Origin of the sequence: Janthinobacterium sp. TND4EL3, assembly GCF_900156175.1 — a bacterium.
In the GTDB taxonomy this organism is placed as follows: Bacteria; Pseudomonadota; Gammaproteobacteria; order Burkholderiales; family Burkholderiaceae_D; genus Janthinobacterium.
Map to the genome: position 1 here is coordinate 1 of NZ_FTMV01000013.1, position 13,796 is coordinate 13,796.

General features: G+C 65.5%; 14 protein-coding genes. 4 read left to right on the forward strand and 10 right to left on the reverse strand.

Annotation, left to right across the window (positions count from 1 at the left end; all coding sequences use genetic code 11):
- Positions 1-106: 106 nt before the first annotated feature.
- Both BXA07_RS19240 and BXA07_RS19245 read right to left on the reverse strand, forming a co-directional pair.
- A complete protein-coding gene (locus BXA07_RS19240; protein WP_076569988.1) occupies positions 107-511 on the reverse strand; it encodes a hypothetical protein in 405 nt (134 codons plus the stop codon).
- A 76-nt stretch (positions 512-587) separates the two neighbouring features.
- A complete protein-coding gene (locus BXA07_RS19245) occupies positions 588-815 on the reverse strand; it encodes a hypothetical protein (RefSeq protein ID WP_076569989.1) in 228 nt (75 codons plus the stop codon).
- Positions 816-941: 126 nt separating this feature from the next.
- On the opposite strand from BXA07_RS19245, the gene BXA07_RS19250 reads away from it, so the two are divergent.
- Positions 942-1,619, forward strand: a complete 678-nt coding sequence (locus BXA07_RS19250; protein WP_076569991.1) for a phosphoribosylanthranilate isomerase — start codon at positions 942-944, stop codon at positions 1,617-1,619.
- Here BXA07_RS19250 and BXA07_RS19255 read toward each other — a convergent pair.
- The 7 genes from BXA07_RS19255 to BXA07_RS19285 form a co-directional block, all read right to left on the reverse strand.
- Positions 1,616-2,524, reverse strand: coding sequence for a LysR family transcriptional regulator (locus BXA07_RS19255; RefSeq protein ID WP_076569992.1), 909 nt, complete (start codon positions 2,522-2,524; stop codon positions 1,616-1,618). The two genes, BXA07_RS19250 and BXA07_RS19255, sit on opposite strands and share 4 nt — an antisense overlap.
- Positions 2,525-2,722: 198 nt before the next feature.
- Positions 2,723-3,238 carry a 4'-phosphopantetheinyl transferase family protein gene (locus BXA07_RS19260; protein WP_170909693.1) on the reverse strand — a complete coding sequence of 172 codons (516 nt, stop codon included), beginning with the start codon at positions 3,236-3,238 and terminating at the stop codon, positions 2,723-2,725.
- Between the two features lie 21 nt (positions 3,239-3,259).
- A complete protein-coding gene (locus tag BXA07_RS19265) occupies positions 3,260-7,315 on the reverse strand; it encodes a Pls/PosA family non-ribosomal peptide synthetase (RefSeq protein WP_076569994.1) in 4,056 nt (1,351 codons plus the stop codon).
- 148 nt (positions 7,316-7,463) lie between these two features.
- On the reverse strand, positions 7,464-8,168 hold the full coding sequence (locus BXA07_RS19270; RefSeq protein ID WP_076569995.1) for an anaerobic ribonucleoside-triphosphate reductase activating protein: 705 nt from the start codon (positions 8,166-8,168) through the stop codon (positions 7,464-7,466).
- A complete protein-coding gene (nrdD, locus tag BXA07_RS31665; protein ID WP_076569997.1) occupies positions 8,161-8,358 on the reverse strand; it encodes an anaerobic ribonucleoside-triphosphate reductase in 198 nt (65 codons plus the stop codon). The genes BXA07_RS19270 and nrdD overlap by 8 nt, the downstream gene beginning before the upstream one ends.
- Entirely contained in the window at positions 8,355-10,103 is a 1,749-nt protein-coding gene (locus tag BXA07_RS19280; protein WP_076569999.1) for a ribonucleoside triphosphate reductase, read from the reverse strand. Before BXA07_RS19280 ends, nrdD begins: the two co-directional genes overlap by 4 nt.
- A gap of 123 nt (positions 10,104-10,226) precedes the next feature.
- On the reverse strand, positions 10,227-10,637 hold the full coding sequence (locus BXA07_RS19285) for a hypothetical protein (RefSeq protein WP_076570000.1): 411 nt from the start codon (positions 10,635-10,637) through the stop codon (positions 10,227-10,229).
- Between the two features lie 163 nt (positions 10,638-10,800).
- Between BXA07_RS19285 and BXA07_RS19290 the strand changes: the two genes are divergently transcribed.
- From BXA07_RS19290 to BXA07_RS19300, 3 genes are read left to right on the forward strand one after another with little or no spacing between them, the layout of a single operon-like run.
- The gene (locus BXA07_RS19290; protein WP_076570268.1) at positions 10,801-11,835 is read left to right on the forward strand and encodes a ubiquinone anaerobic biosynthesis protein UbiU; all 1,035 of its coding nucleotides are present in this window, start codon (positions 10,801-10,803) and stop codon (positions 11,833-11,835) included.
- Positions 11,836-11,844: 9 nt separating this feature from the next.
- Positions 11,845-12,741, forward strand: a complete 897-nt coding sequence (locus BXA07_RS19295) for a ubiquinone anaerobic biosynthesis protein UbiV (RefSeq protein ID WP_076570270.1) — start codon at positions 11,845-11,847, stop codon at positions 12,739-12,741.
- A gap of 20 nt (positions 12,742-12,761) precedes the next feature.
- Positions 12,762-13,289 carry a ubiquinone anaerobic biosynthesis accessory factor UbiT gene (locus BXA07_RS19300; RefSeq protein ID WP_083708405.1) on the forward strand — a complete coding sequence of 176 codons (528 nt, stop codon included), beginning with the start codon at positions 12,762-12,764 and terminating at the stop codon, positions 13,287-13,289.
- A gap of 22 nt (positions 13,290-13,311) precedes the next feature.
- Here BXA07_RS19300 and BXA07_RS19305 read toward each other — a convergent pair whose 3' ends face one another.
- The gene (locus BXA07_RS19305; protein ID WP_076570002.1) at positions 13,312-13,575 is read right to left on the reverse strand and encodes a heavy-metal-associated domain-containing protein; all 264 of its coding nucleotides are present in this window, start codon (positions 13,573-13,575) and stop codon (positions 13,312-13,314) included.
- Positions 13,576-13,796: the final 221 nt, after the last annotated feature.

Genomic DNA, 13,796 nt, shown 5'->3' on the forward strand with positions numbered 1-13,796 from the left:
CATTCGGTTGGTTTCCTTGAGAACTGGGGGTTTGGCGATTTCCAGTGTCTCAAATCCAATCCGAATGAACCACAACAACCTATTGAAACATCACAGCTAGCGCTGTCTAAACGCCACCGAGCAAATCGTTTTCATTCAATATCGCAAACGCGATGTCGGGATGCGCGGCCAGGCAGCGGCGCACGGCGGCCGGGATGGCGGCGCGCGTCTTGCGGCACAGGCCGGGCCGCTCCTGCAGGCGGATCTGGAAGCCGCGCACGGTGCGCACTTCGCCGCTGCCAGGCGCAATCTGCAACTCCACCCCCAGGTTTTTCTTCAGCAGCAGCTGCAGCTTGCGCAGCTGCGCATGCGTGGCGATGCCCTCGATGTGCGCCAGCAGGCGCTTTTCTTCCGTCAGGTTCAGGCGCAGGATGGCAATGTCTGCCTGCGGATCGGCGAGCAGCCGCTCGCGCTCGCAGTCGCACAGCTGCGGCGGACACTCCTTGCGGACTTCAAAATCGACGATGCGCATGCGGGCATTCCAGTGGCGGTCCAGGATGAATCCAGTATCGGCCGGCGCCTGGCGACTGTCAATCTGCGCCGCAGCATCAGCGCGGGCTGACGATCAGGCGCCAGAGGATGGGGCCCTGTTCGCTGCTGTGCTGGTGGTGGTTTTGCGGCGGCATGACATGGCCTTCCGTCGACACGATCTCGTGCGCGCAGCCGTCGCAGCGGTAGATGCCCGAATACGGCACGGTTTCGCCGGGCGAGGTCAACTCATCGAAACGCGGGTGCATGGAGCGGGCCACGTAGCTGGGGTTTTTATAGTCGGCCATGGATTCCTCTGGAAGTGGGCAGGCCCCCATTCTGGCACACAATCGTGCGCGGCCTTGACGGCGTGCCTTGGCGTGCGCGCCGCCCTGTGTTGTAATGTTGATCATTTTGACTGAGCACGCAAGGCCATGAGAACCCGCATCAAGATCTGCTGCATCGCTTCCATCGACGAAGCGCAACTGGCCATTGCCGCCGGCGCCGACGCGCTGGGCCTGGTGGCGGCCATGCCGTCCGGTCCCGGCCCCATTCCTGACGCGCGCATCGCGCAGATCGCCGCCTGGACGCCGCCACCCGTGGCCACCTTCCTGCTGACGTCCGAGACGACGGCGCAAGCCATCGCCGAACACGTGCGCGCCACGCAGCCGTCCACCGTGCAGATCGTCGGCCATGTCGATCCCGGCGAAGTCGCCGAGCTGGCGCGCTTGCTGCCGCACGTGCGGCGCGTGCAGGTGATCCACGTGGAGGGACCGGAGGCGTTGGCGCTGATTCCCGCCTATGCGCCCCATGTCCACGCTTTTTTGCTCGATTCGGGCCGCCCCGGCGCGGCTGTGCCGGAGCTGGGCGGCACGGGCCGCACCCATGACTGGAGCATCAGTGCGCGCTTCGTGCGCGCCAGCCCCCGTCCCGTCTTCCTGGCCGGCGGCCTCGATGCGAACAACGTGATGGAAGCGCTGCGCCAGGTGCGGCCCTACGGCATCGACCTGTGCTCGCGCGTGCGCACGGACGGCCAGCTCGATGTCATGAAGCTGGCCTTGCTGATGGCGGCCGTGCGCGACGTGGATGCGGCGCTGTACGCGGAAGGTTAATCTGTCATTGTCAATCTGTTCATCTCGCGCACGAACGCTTCCGTAAACGCGGCCACCATGCCGCTGGCCGCGCGCGGCGAGATCAGGCCGAGGACGGAATGCGATTCCTCGTCCGGCAGGGCGATAAAACGCACGCCGGGCGGCGCCACCAGGCGCATGCTGTCGGGGACGATGGCGATGCCCATATTGGCTTCGATCAGGTTCAGTTGCGAGGTCTTGCGCGACAGGGCGCGCGCCGCCTTCGGAAAAAATCCCTGCGCCAGGCACAGGCCCGCCACCAGGTAGCTCAGGCCCCCCCGGTCCTGGTGCGGGATCGAGACGAAGGCTTCATCGCGCAGGGCGGCGATCGTCGTGCGTTCCAGCGCGGCCAGCGGCGAGGCGGACGACACGGCCACCACCAGCTTTTCCGCAAACAGTTCGCGCACGACGATGTTGGCGTGCTTGCGCAAGGTGGGCAGGCGCACGAGGCCCAGGTCGGCGCGGCCTTCCTCGATGTCGGCTGCCTGGTTTTCCGACGAGCCTTTCGACACATCGAGCGAAACGCCGGGAAACTGCGCCAGCAGCCGGTTCAGCACGGCGCCGATGGCGGGGGTGAGGGTGACGGAGCTCGAATGGAGCAGGCGGATGATGCCTTGCGCCCCTTGCCCCACGTGGCGCGTTTGGCGCACGGTTTCCTCGATGTCTTCCAGAATGCGCCTGGCCCGCTCATAAAAGACCTGTCCCGCAGGCGTCAGTTCGATATGGCGCGCGTCGCGCGTGAGCAGCGGGGCTTGCACCTCGCCTTCGAGTTCCTTGATCTGCCGGCTCAGGGCCGACTGTGCGATGTACAGCTTTTCCGCCGCGCGCGAGTAACTGCCCGCATCGACGACTTCGACAAAGTAGCGGAACTGTTTGATGGAAATCAATCGTATGCCTTTTCGAGATCGGAGACTGCCTGATTTGATATTAGCCTTGCCCCGGCGTTCACGATACAGTGGATTGATCTGCTGTCACTGCAAAGGAAAGACCATGCTGGAACTGCTCGGGATATTGGGAGTACTTATCAGTATTATCGTAAAACTGATTTTCGTCCAGATCGGCGGAACTGGACATGGCACGGAAGATTAAAACGCGAGGCTGGCCACGTAGGGGGCTGGCAATGGCAAAGCCTGCAGGCAGCAGGCTGGCGCGGACCCGTTCCACTCGGCCAGCTGCAAGCCTGAGTATTTGATCGCCGCCTCGCGCGCCGTCCACGCCTGCGCCAGGCGCCGCGGGCGCTGGTCGGCAGGGCAGGCGGCCAGCTCCTGCGCCACTTGCGGCCCCAGGTAATCGCGCGCCAGAATGAACCAGTCGGCAATGTCCTGCACCCGCATCACGTCGATGCCGACGGGACCATGCAGGCCGATGGCGGCCAGCGACAGTCCCGCGTCATGGCTGAACGACAGGCCCGCAACGCCGGCGGGCAGCAGCAGGCGGGGAGGGGTGCCCGGCGTCGATTCGACTGAAACAGCCTCGATGTCCAGGTGTTGCCACTGCGCCGCCGCTTCGCGCACGGCCTGGCGCAGGTGCGCGCGCGCTTCCATGCGGGATGGCGGCGGCACGATGCCGATCACCAGCACGCCGTCTCTTGACAAGAGCACCGTAAAATCCATCAGCTGCAATCAGCTACGCAAAGGCGCGGCCGGACATCCCGCCCAGTTGCTGCCGGCGGGGATGTGCTCGCCCTTCATCACCAGGGTCAACGGTCCCAGGCGCGCATTGTCGCCCACCCTGGCGCTGTACAGCACGGAGCTGCGCGGGCCCATGTAGACGCGCTGGCCGATCTCCACGTGGTCGATCTTCATCACGCGGTCTTCGAACAGATGCGTTTGCGGGCAGGTCAGCGCGTTCAATTCGCTGTAGTCGCCGATGTGCACGCAGTCGAATTCCGTGATGTCCGTCGTGTCCATGTAGACGCCGCGCCCGATCTTGCAGCCGAACAGGCGGAAGGCCAGCGGCAGCCACGGCGTGCCGCGCAGGTAGCGCATGAAGTTGGGCACGGCGATGCCCTCGTACAGATTGGTGACGCCTTCCGAAATCCACACGAACGGCGTCCACATGGGCGCCGCGTGCTTGCGGTAGCGTCCCAGCAGCAGCCATTTGAACAGCACGACGACCAAAAAGTTGCCAATGCCGTAGGCGATGCCGGCAATGGCCAGGTCGCCCACCACTTCGCCCCAGCGCCCGGCGCCCGCGATGGGCATCACGTCCAGCACCAGCGTGTAGCCGACGGCGATCACCACGGCGTGCGGCGCGACGATGCGGAACGCTTCGATCAGGCTGCGTCCCAGGCGGCGCAGCAGCGACGGCTTGAAGGTCAGATGCTCGGCAAAGCCGCTGACCTGTTCGCGCGCGGGCAGGTGCATGGGGGGAGAACCCAGCCAGGTGTCGCCGCTGTGCATCTGCTCATTGCGCGGCGCGTGCGTGTGCACGCCGATCAGCACGTGTTCGGGCAGCACGGTGCCGTCGGGGATATAGCTGCCGTTGCCGACAAAGCTGCGGTGCGAGACGACGGTGGGGCGCATGGTCATCCACCCGCCGTCGATCTGCTCGTCGCCCAGCATGACGGCGTCGGCGATGAAGGTGTCGTCGCCCAGCGTCAGCATGTCGGGCACGACGCCGAGCGCCGTGGAAATCTCGGCGCCCTTGCCGACCTTGGCGCCCAGCAGGCGGTACCAGTACGGCGCGTACACGGTGGCGTAGATGCCGTGCAGGACGTTCAGGCTCGATTCCTGTATATGGCTGACCAGCCACTTGGCGCAATAGATATTGCTGTGCACGGGCGAGCTGCCCGGCTTCAGGCGGGGCAGCGCGCCCCAGCGGATGGCGGCCGACAGCAGGGCCGTGAGCACGATCAGCACGGCGCTGGCGGGGAAGGCCAGCAGGAAGTAGCGGGCCAGCTGTGTCGTCACGTCGCGCCCCTGCAGCCACGGCATCATTTCGCGCTCGTCGAACCAGTCGATCAGCACGAAACTGGGGAAGACGGGCATGAAGAACAGCACGGCGATCAAGACCATGCCGAAGCAGAAGAACAGGGTTTCGCCCGTCAGGCGCAGGCGCGAGACGGCGGGGCGCGGCGGCTGGCTGGCCCGGTCGTAGGGGCCGATGTCGCGCGCGGGTGAGCCCGTCCAGACGCGACCGGCGGGCACCGAGGCGCCGTCGGCCAGCGCGGACTGTCCCTCGAGGTGGCCAAACGCGCCCACCTGGGTATTGCCTTCCATGATCGCGTAAGAGCTGATGCAGGCATCGTCGCCGATGCTGATCCGGCCCAGCAGCAAACGGCCCCGTTCCACGCGGGCGTTTTCAAAGTTGACGGCATTGCCCACGCTGACGTTGTCGCCGATGGACAGCAAGTCGGGCGCGCGCAGGGTCATCGAACCGATGACCACTTCCTTGCCCACTTTCGCGCCCAGCGCGCGCAGCCACCAGCTGTTCAGCGATGAACCGCTGAGCAGGTAGGCGGGCGCCGATTCGACCAGGCGGTCGGCCAGCCACCAGCGGTAATACGTGACGCCCCACAGCGGATAGCTGCCCGGTTTCAGACGCCCGGCGATCAGCCATTTGCCGGCAATCGCAATGGCAAATTCGGCCAGGGTCGCGAGCAAGAACACGCCGATCGAGGCGGCGATGGCGCGCGGCACGGTGTCGCCCGTGTCGCCCGTGAAGAAGTGGTAGGTGAAGAACGGCGCCATCCACTGCGCCATGCGCAGGGTGACAAGGCCCGGCACGGCCGCCGCCTGGGCCGCGCCGCAGATCCAGCGCTTCCAGGCCGATGGCGGCGTCCAATCCGCTTCCGGCGTGGCCAGCGCGGGCGCTTCGTTCAGCACGGCGGCGATCTTGCCGATCTGCCGGTTCTGGTAAATGTCGCGCACCGTCATGTGGGCGTAGGCCGGGTCGGCGCGCAGGGTGGAGGCCAGGCGCGCGGCCAGGAAGGAGTGGCCGCCAAGGTCGCTGAAGAAGTCCAGCTGGCGCAAGATGGCCTGGCCCGGGAACAGCTTGGCCAGGGCCGCGAACAGGGCCGCTTCGGCCGGCGTTTCCGGCACGTCCGAGATCCCCGCCTCGCCGGGCGGCGGGGCGGACAGGGGCATGGCTTTCAAGGCCTTCCGGTCGATTTTCCCCGAGGTCAGGCGCGGCATCAGCGGCAGCAGCTCGAAACGGCCTGGCACCATATAGGGCGGCAAATGCAGGTTCAGGGCCGCGCGCAGGGTTTTCGCCGCCAGGGCGTCGCCGGGCGTCTCGTCGCTGCCGACGATGTAGGCCACCAGCTGGTCGATGCCGTCATCCTTGCGCAGCAGGACGGCCACCGTGCCCACGCCCGGCTGTTGCGCCAGCACGGCTTCGATCTCGCCCAGCTCCACGCGGAAGCCGCGTATCTTCACCTGGTCGTCGGCGCGGCCCAGGCACAGCACCTGGCCGTCCGCATCGATGCGGGCCAGGTCGCCCGTGCGGTACAGGCGCGCATCGTCGGGACACGTGCTCCACGGATTGGGCAGGAATTTTTCCACCGTCAGGTCGGGCCGGCCCAGGTAGCCATCGGCCAGGCCGGGGCCGATGATGCACAGTTCCCCCGTTTCGCCGCGCGGCAGCAAGGTCAGGGGACGGTGTTCGCCCGGCTCGGCCACCTGCAGCACCAGCAAGCCGTAATTGGGCAGCGGCGTGCCGATGGTGACGGGTTCGCCGGGGCGCAGGCGCGCCAGGCTGCACGAGACGGTCGCTTCCGTGGGGCCGTAGGTGTTGAACATCGCGCGGCCCGGGCGCGACCAGCGCTCGACGAGGGACTCGGGGCACATCTCGCCGCCCAGGTTGATCAAACGCAAACCGGGTACTTCTTCCGCGAACAGGGCCAGCAGCGTCGGCACGGCATGCAGCACGGTGACGTGGTTGGCGGCCAGCGCGCGGGGCAAGGCTTCCGGGTCGCCCGAGATCTCCTTGGGGCCCAGCCACAGGGTGGCGCCCACCATGTAGGCGATCCAGATTTCCTCGAACGACATGTCGAAGGCGACGGAAAAGCCCTGGTAGACGGTGTCGGCTTGCGTCACTTCCAGCACGGCGTTTTCGCTGCGCAGGAAGTGGCAGATGCTGCGCTGGTTGATCAATATGCCTTTCGGCTTGCCTGTGGAGCCGGACGTGTAGATCACGTAAGCCGGGTGGTCGGGCAAGACGGTGCCGCGCGCGGGCAGCAGTTCTCCCGGCGCGGCGGGCGCCAGCAGGCTTTCCGCCGTCCATACGGGGCGCTCGACGCCGGCCTGCTCCAGGCGCGGCGCGAACTGCGCGCAGCTGACGACGCCGGCACCGTTGGCGTCATCGAGGCACACCTGCAGGCGCTCGACGGGCGTGTCTTCATCGACGGGCAGCCAGGCGGCGCCCGCCTTGGCGATGGCCGCCTGCATCAGCAGCAGGGGGGCGCCGCGCGGCAGCCACAGTCCCACGATGTCGCCGGGCTTGACGCCGGCCGCCACCAGGCGCGACGCCGCCAGGCCCGCCTGCGCATCGAGTTCGGCATAGCTGATGCGGCGTTCGCCGTCGATCAGGGCGATGTGTTCGGGACAGCGGCGCGCCGTTGCTTCCAGCAGGTCCGCCAGCACTTCCTCGCGCAGCAGATCCGGTCGCGGCGGGCCGTACAGGATGTCGGCGTGGGTGGAAGGGGTGCCTGGGCTGACTGCGGTGAAATCGTTCATGGATGACGCTTATCTGTAATGCGGTGTGAGGAATCTGACGGGCTGCGCATGGTGCGCGGCACAGTTGATACATTACAGCACGCAAGACATTTCAGCGTTGCAGAACGGATAATTTTTCGGGGCTTTGCGAAATTATGTGCTTGCAGGTTCAGCTGCCATGGTTACGGAATGTAAAACGGGGAAACATGGCGCCGATTTGCGCCACAGTGTCCGCCGCCGGATAGCCGTGCAGGGGCCGGCCGGCCAGTGCCGCATCCGCGCAGCCTTCGGCGCGAAACTGCTGCAGCACGTAGTTGTCGACGCCCTTGGCGGCCAGGGCGGCGGCCAGGGCCAGCAGCTGTTCGTCCGGCAGCAGGTCCGGATGGATGGTGGTGCGGCATTCGTAGGCGACGCCGCTGGCGAGGATGGCGTCCAGGCAGGCAAGCGCCGGGTCGCCGCTGCCGGCCACGTGGGTCACATGACGATAGTCGGCAAACGGCGCCTTGATGTCGAAGCCGACCCAGTCGACCAGGGGCAGCACCTCCTGCAGGCGCTGCGGATAGATGCAGGCCGTGTGCAGGCCGATGCCGAACCCCAGCGCCCTGGCGTCCTGCATGGCGCGCGCCAGCGCCGGGTCCATGCACGCCTCGCCGCCGCTGAAGACGACGGCGTCGACGAGGCCCACGCGGCGGCGCAGCCAGGTCAGGACCTCCTGCCACGGCATGGCGCCTTCCGGCGTGCGCGCCTGCAAGTGCGGATTGTGGCAATAGCCGCAACGCCAGGGGCAGCCCTGCACGAACACCACGGCCGCCAGCTTGCCCGGGTAGTCGGTGGCGGAAAAGGGCGTCAGTCCGCCCACTTTCAACTCAGCCATGGCAGGCGGGCTGGCCAAGCCGGGCGCCCGCTTCCGTAAAATACTGGCGCTCGTGGAATTCGCCCTGCTTGCCGATGTTGAACGAGGCGACGGGGCGGTGGTAGCCCATCACGCGGGTCCAGATTTCGCAGCGCTGGCGTTCGGTGTCGAGCAGGGTGATGGCGGGAGTGAAATCGGGACGTGCGTTCATGGTGTTTCCTCAAGTGATGGAGCAATGTGGGCCTGCTTGCGGGCGATCAGTTCCGCGTCGCAGGTAGGGCAGAATTCGTGCTTGCCGGCCAGGTAGCCATGGCGCGGGCAGATGGAAAACGTGGGCGTGACGGTGATATAGGGCAGCGAGAAGCGGCTCAGGGCGCGTTTCACCAGCTCGCGGCAGGCGTTCGCGTCCGACAGCGCTTCCGTCATGTACAGGTGCAGCACCGTGCCGCCCGTGTACTTGCGCTGCAGCGCGTCCTGCAACTCCAGCGCCTCGAACGGGTCGTCCGTGTGGCCGACGGGCAGCTGCGAGGAATTCGTGTAATACGGGTTGTCCGGCGTGCCCGCCTGCAGGATGGCAGGATAGCGCTTGCGGTCTTCTCGTGCGAAGCGGTACGTCGTGCCTTCGGCCGGCGTCGCTTCCAGGTTGTACATATGGCCCGTCTCTTCCTGGAATTGCACCATGCGGGCACGGACGTGGTCGAGCAGGCGCACGGCCAGCGCATGGCCCTGCGGACTCGTGATGTCATGGGCGTCGCCGCTAAAATTGCGGATCATCTCGTTGATGCCGTTCACGCCCAGGGTGGAAAAGTGGTTGCGCAGGGTGCCCAGGTAGCGTTTCGTGTACGGGAACAGGCCTTGCTGCATCAGTTCCTCGATGGTGCGGCGCTTGATTTCCAGGCTGGCCTTGCCCAGTTCCAGCAGGCGGTCCAGGTCCGCCATCAGCGCCGCTTCGTCGCCGCGCCATCGGTGGCCCAGGCGCGCGCAGTTGATCGTCACCACGCCCAGGGAACCCGTCTGCTCGGCAGAACCGAACAGGCCATTGCCCCTTTTCAGCAGTTCGCGCAAGTCCAGCTGCAAGCGGCAGCACATGGAGCGGATCATGTTCGGCTTGAGTTCCGAATTGATGAAGTTCTGGAAGTAGGGCAGGCCGTAGCGGGCCGTCATCTCGAACAGGCGTTCCGCGTTTTCGCTATGCCAGTCGAAATCCCCGGTGATGTTATAGGTGGGGATGGGGAAGGTGAAGACCCTGCCCTTGGCGTCACCCGCCATCATGATCTCGATGTAGGCGCGGTTGATCATGTCCATCTCGGCCTGCAGCTCGCCATAGCTGAAGTCCATTTCCCGGCCGGCGATGACGGGAATCTGCTCGCGCAGGTCGTCCGGGCAGACCCAGTCGAAGGTCAGGTTGGTGAACGGCGTCTGCGTGCCCCAGCGCGATGGCACGTTGAGGTTGAAGATCAGCTCCTGCATGTACTGGCGCACGTCTTCGTAGCGCAGGCTGTCCTTGCGGATGTAGGGCGCCATGTAGGTGTCGAAGGAGCTGAACGCCTGCGCGCCGGCCCATTCGTTTTGCAGGGTGCCGAGAAAATTGACGATCTGGCCGATGGCGCTCGACATGTGCTTGGGCGGGCCTGATTCGATCTTGCCCGGCACGCCGTTCAAGCCTTCATGCAGCAGGGTGCGCAGCGACCAGCCGGCGCAATAGCCGGCCAGCATGTCGAGGTCGTGGATGTGCAGCGCCGCTTCGCGGTGCGCGGCGCCCACTTCCGGCGGATACACCTGGTCCAGCCAGTAGTTGGCGATGACCTTGCCCGACACGTTGAGTATCAGGCCGCCCAGCGAATATCCCTGGTTGGCGTTGGCGTTGACACGCCAGTCGCGCCGGTCCAGATATTCATTGATGGACGAGGCGACATCGACCTGGCCGCGCGTGGGGGAAACTGCATTTGTCGTCATGAAACCTCCAATAAACACAACATGCGGTGTTTTCATGGAGATTAATCACTAAATGTAGTGGCGTCAAAGGGCGCGTGCACTTGCGTGGCGAATCCTTGATGCAGGTGAAAAAAGCGTCGCCGTTTACTTTTTCGCGCGCCCCTGGCGCAGGATGAAGCAGATGAGGCCAAACCAGGCGGCGGCGCAGGCGGCGACGCTGATGACGGAGGAGGGCAGCACGTGGGCCCAGATTTCCAGCGGCGAGTAGGTGCTCCAGCTGGCCACGCGCGCGTCGAACGTGACGTAATTGGCCAGCAGCCAGTAGACGGCCAGCAGGGCCGTGCAGATGGCGGCCTGGCGCATCACGGGCATGGCGCGGCGGGCGAAGACGGCCAGCAGGAACAGCAGCAGCACGCCCGGATACGCGCCCAGCACCTCGGGCGACAGCACGGACAGCGCCTCGTCGGCATAGCCATCGGCGGGTGCGGCCCACTGCACCTGCAGCACGGTGAGGAACAGGGTGAGCAGGAAAATCAGCAGCGGTTTGCGGGGCATGGGGACAATGGGAGGGGAGAAAGGTGGGGCATTTTACAGCCAGGTCAAGCAAGTTGAACGCGCGCCAGCCGTGCGCGCATTCCTTCACCTGCGTCAAGGACTGGGCAGCATGGGCGGGGCTATAGTCTGCACCCTGAGCCGATACAGGACTGAGAACACCATGATGCTTGAATCAACCACCGCCACCCGCGTGGCCGGACCGCTGGAACTGGTCTGCCCCGCCGGCAGCCTGCCTGCCTTGAAAGCGGCCGTCGACAATGGCGCCGACACCGTCTACCTGGGCTTTCGCGACGCCACCAATGCGCGCAATTTCGCCGGCCTCAATTTCGACGAAAAGGCCATCGCCGAGGGCGTGCGCTACGCCCATCAATATGGACGCAAGGTGCTGCTGGCGCTGAATACCTATCCGCAGCCGCACAACTGGGCCGTATGGCGCAGCGCCATCGACCGCGCCGCCGAAGCCGGCATCGACGCCATGATCGTCGCCGATCCCGGCCTGATGGCGTATGCGGCCCAGCACCAGCCGCAGCTGCGCCTGCACCTGTCCGTGCAAGGCTCGGCCACCAACTATGAAGCCATCAATTTTTACCGCGAACACTTCGGCATCGCCCGCGCCGTGCTGCCGCGCGTGCTGTCGATGGCGCAGGTCGAGCAATTGATCAGCAAGACGGATGTCGAGATCGAGGTCTTCGGTTTCGGCAGCCTGTGCGTGATGGTCGAAGGGCGCTGCGCGCTGTCCTCGTATGCGACGGGAGAGGCGCCGAACACGCACGGCGTGTGCTCGCCGGCGAAATCCGTGCGCTGGCTGGAAACGCCGAACGGCCTGGAGTCGCGTTTGAACGGGGTGCTGATCGACCGCTACGCGCCGGGCGAAAACGCCAGCTATCCGACCCTGTGCAAGGGGCGTTTCGAAGTCAACGACGAAGAGTATTACGCCATCGAGGAGCCGGCCAGCCTGAACACGCTGGCGCTGCTGCCGCAGCTGATCGCCATGGGCGTGCGCGCCGTGAAGATCGAAGGGCGCCAGCGCAGCCCCGCGTACGTGGCGCAGGTGACGCGCGTGTGGCGCGAAGCGATTGACGCCTGCCGCGAAGGCAATGCGCGCTATGCCGTCAAGCCGGGCTGGATGGCGGCCATGGACAAGCTGGCCGAGGGCCAGCAGCACACCCTGGGTGCCTACCACAGATCTTGGAAATAGAGGATGAACATGCTAAAACTCTCTTTGGGCCCCTTGCTGTACTACTGGCCGCGCGTCACCGTCTTCGAGTTTTACCAGCAGATCGCCGGCACCGCCGTCGATATCGTGTACCTGGGCGAAACCGTGTGTTCGCGCCGGCATGAGCTGCGCCTGGCCGACTGGCTCGATATCGCCGACATGCTGGCCGCCGCCGGCAAGGAAGTAGTGCTGTCGACGCAGGCGCTGATCGAGGCGGGGGCCGAACTGGCGACCCTGCGCCGCATCACAAGCAACGGCCGCTATATGGTCGAGGCAAACGACATGGGCGCCGTGCACTGCATGGAAAAGGGCGCCCCCTTCGTCGCCGGCCCCCATTTGAACCTGTTCAACGGCCCCAGCCTGCAATTGCTGGCGCGCCTCGGTGCGCGGCGCTGGGTGATGCCGCTGGAAATGGGCCAGGCGGCGTTGGCCGAGATGCAGCGCCAGAAGCCGGAAGGGCTGGAGACGGAAGTCTTCACCTACGGCCGCATGCCGCTGGCGTTTTCCGCGCGCTGCTTCACGGCGCGCAACCGCAACCTGCCGAAGGATGATTGCGGCTACAGCTGCCTGGAAGAGCCGGACGGCCTGCTGCTGCGCACGCGCGATGAAGTACCTTTCCTTGTATTGAATGGCACGCAGACGCAGTCGGCGCTCGTCTACAACCTGGTGCGCGAACTGGACGCCATGCGCGCCATGGGCGTGGATGTGGCGCGCATCAGCCCCCAGGCGATGAACACTGAAAAAGTCATCGCCATCTTCGACCGCGCCCGCCGCGGGCAGGTCAGCGGCATCGGCGCCCAGGCCCAGCTGGCCGCCTGCCAGCCGGCCGGCGCCTGCGACGGCTACTGGCATGGCCAGCCAGGCATGGAACAGCACGCCGCCCATTGAACGCCTCGAAAGGAAACACCATGCAAGATCAACTGGAAAGACTGCCCGTGCCGGCCAAGCCAGCCATGAGCAAGCCCGCCGTGTCGTACCGGCTGCCAGAACCGCTGGCCGAATTGCTGTCCAAGCTGCCGCCGTACCCCGCTTCCTGGCTGTTCGTGCAGGGCTTGAACCGCCTGCTGGCGCCACAATTGCCCGACGACGTGCGGCGCAGCCTGGAGGGGCGCAGCCTGCGCTTGCGCCTGCTGGACGCGGGCATCGCCTTCGATTTCGAGTGGCAGGGCACGGTGTTCGTGGCCGAGCGCTATGTCGACGTGCCGGACCTGTGCATCGCCGCCAGCGTGCATGACTTGATGCTGCTGGCGCGGCGCCAGGAAGATCCGGACACCCTGTTTTTCAGCCGCCGTCTGAGCCTGGAAGGCGATACGGAACTGGGCCTGCTGTTCAAGAACACGCTTGACGCCATCGAGCTGCCGCCGTTCGACCTGCATGCGCTGGGGCCGCGCCGCGTACTGGCGCACCTGCGCGACCGGGGCGCGCGGGGAGGCTGAGCGGGAAAGAGGCGGCGGGCGTTCAGTGGCGGCAGTGGCCGCAGGCGCCGCTGCATGAAGGCAATTGTTGTTCATCGGACGCCTCGCCCATGAAGCCGGCGTCGTTGACGGCGGCCAGCAAGCGCTCCTGCGTGGCCAGCCGCTCGTCAAACTGCACCGTGGCGCCATGGCGGGCCAGCGAAACGCACACGGTGGCCACGCCCGTGACGGCTTCCAGTGCACCGGTCAGCCTGTCGGCGCAGCCTTCGTGATCCATGCCGATGATGTTCAAGCGTGCTGTTTGCATGTATGCCTCTTGTTTTTCAAATAAAAAAACAGCGTAGGCGAGGGGCGTGCATGCCGTCCAGAGCAGCACGCAAGATTTATTTTCTATTTACGTTTTTATTGATCTGGATTAATTTCATCTCCATCTGCCCAGCCAGAAATCAGTGTCATTTTATATACATTTTCCTTATTCCGGTCGACAAGCCTACCCAGCTGCGTGATACTGTCATTCTGATAAGAACG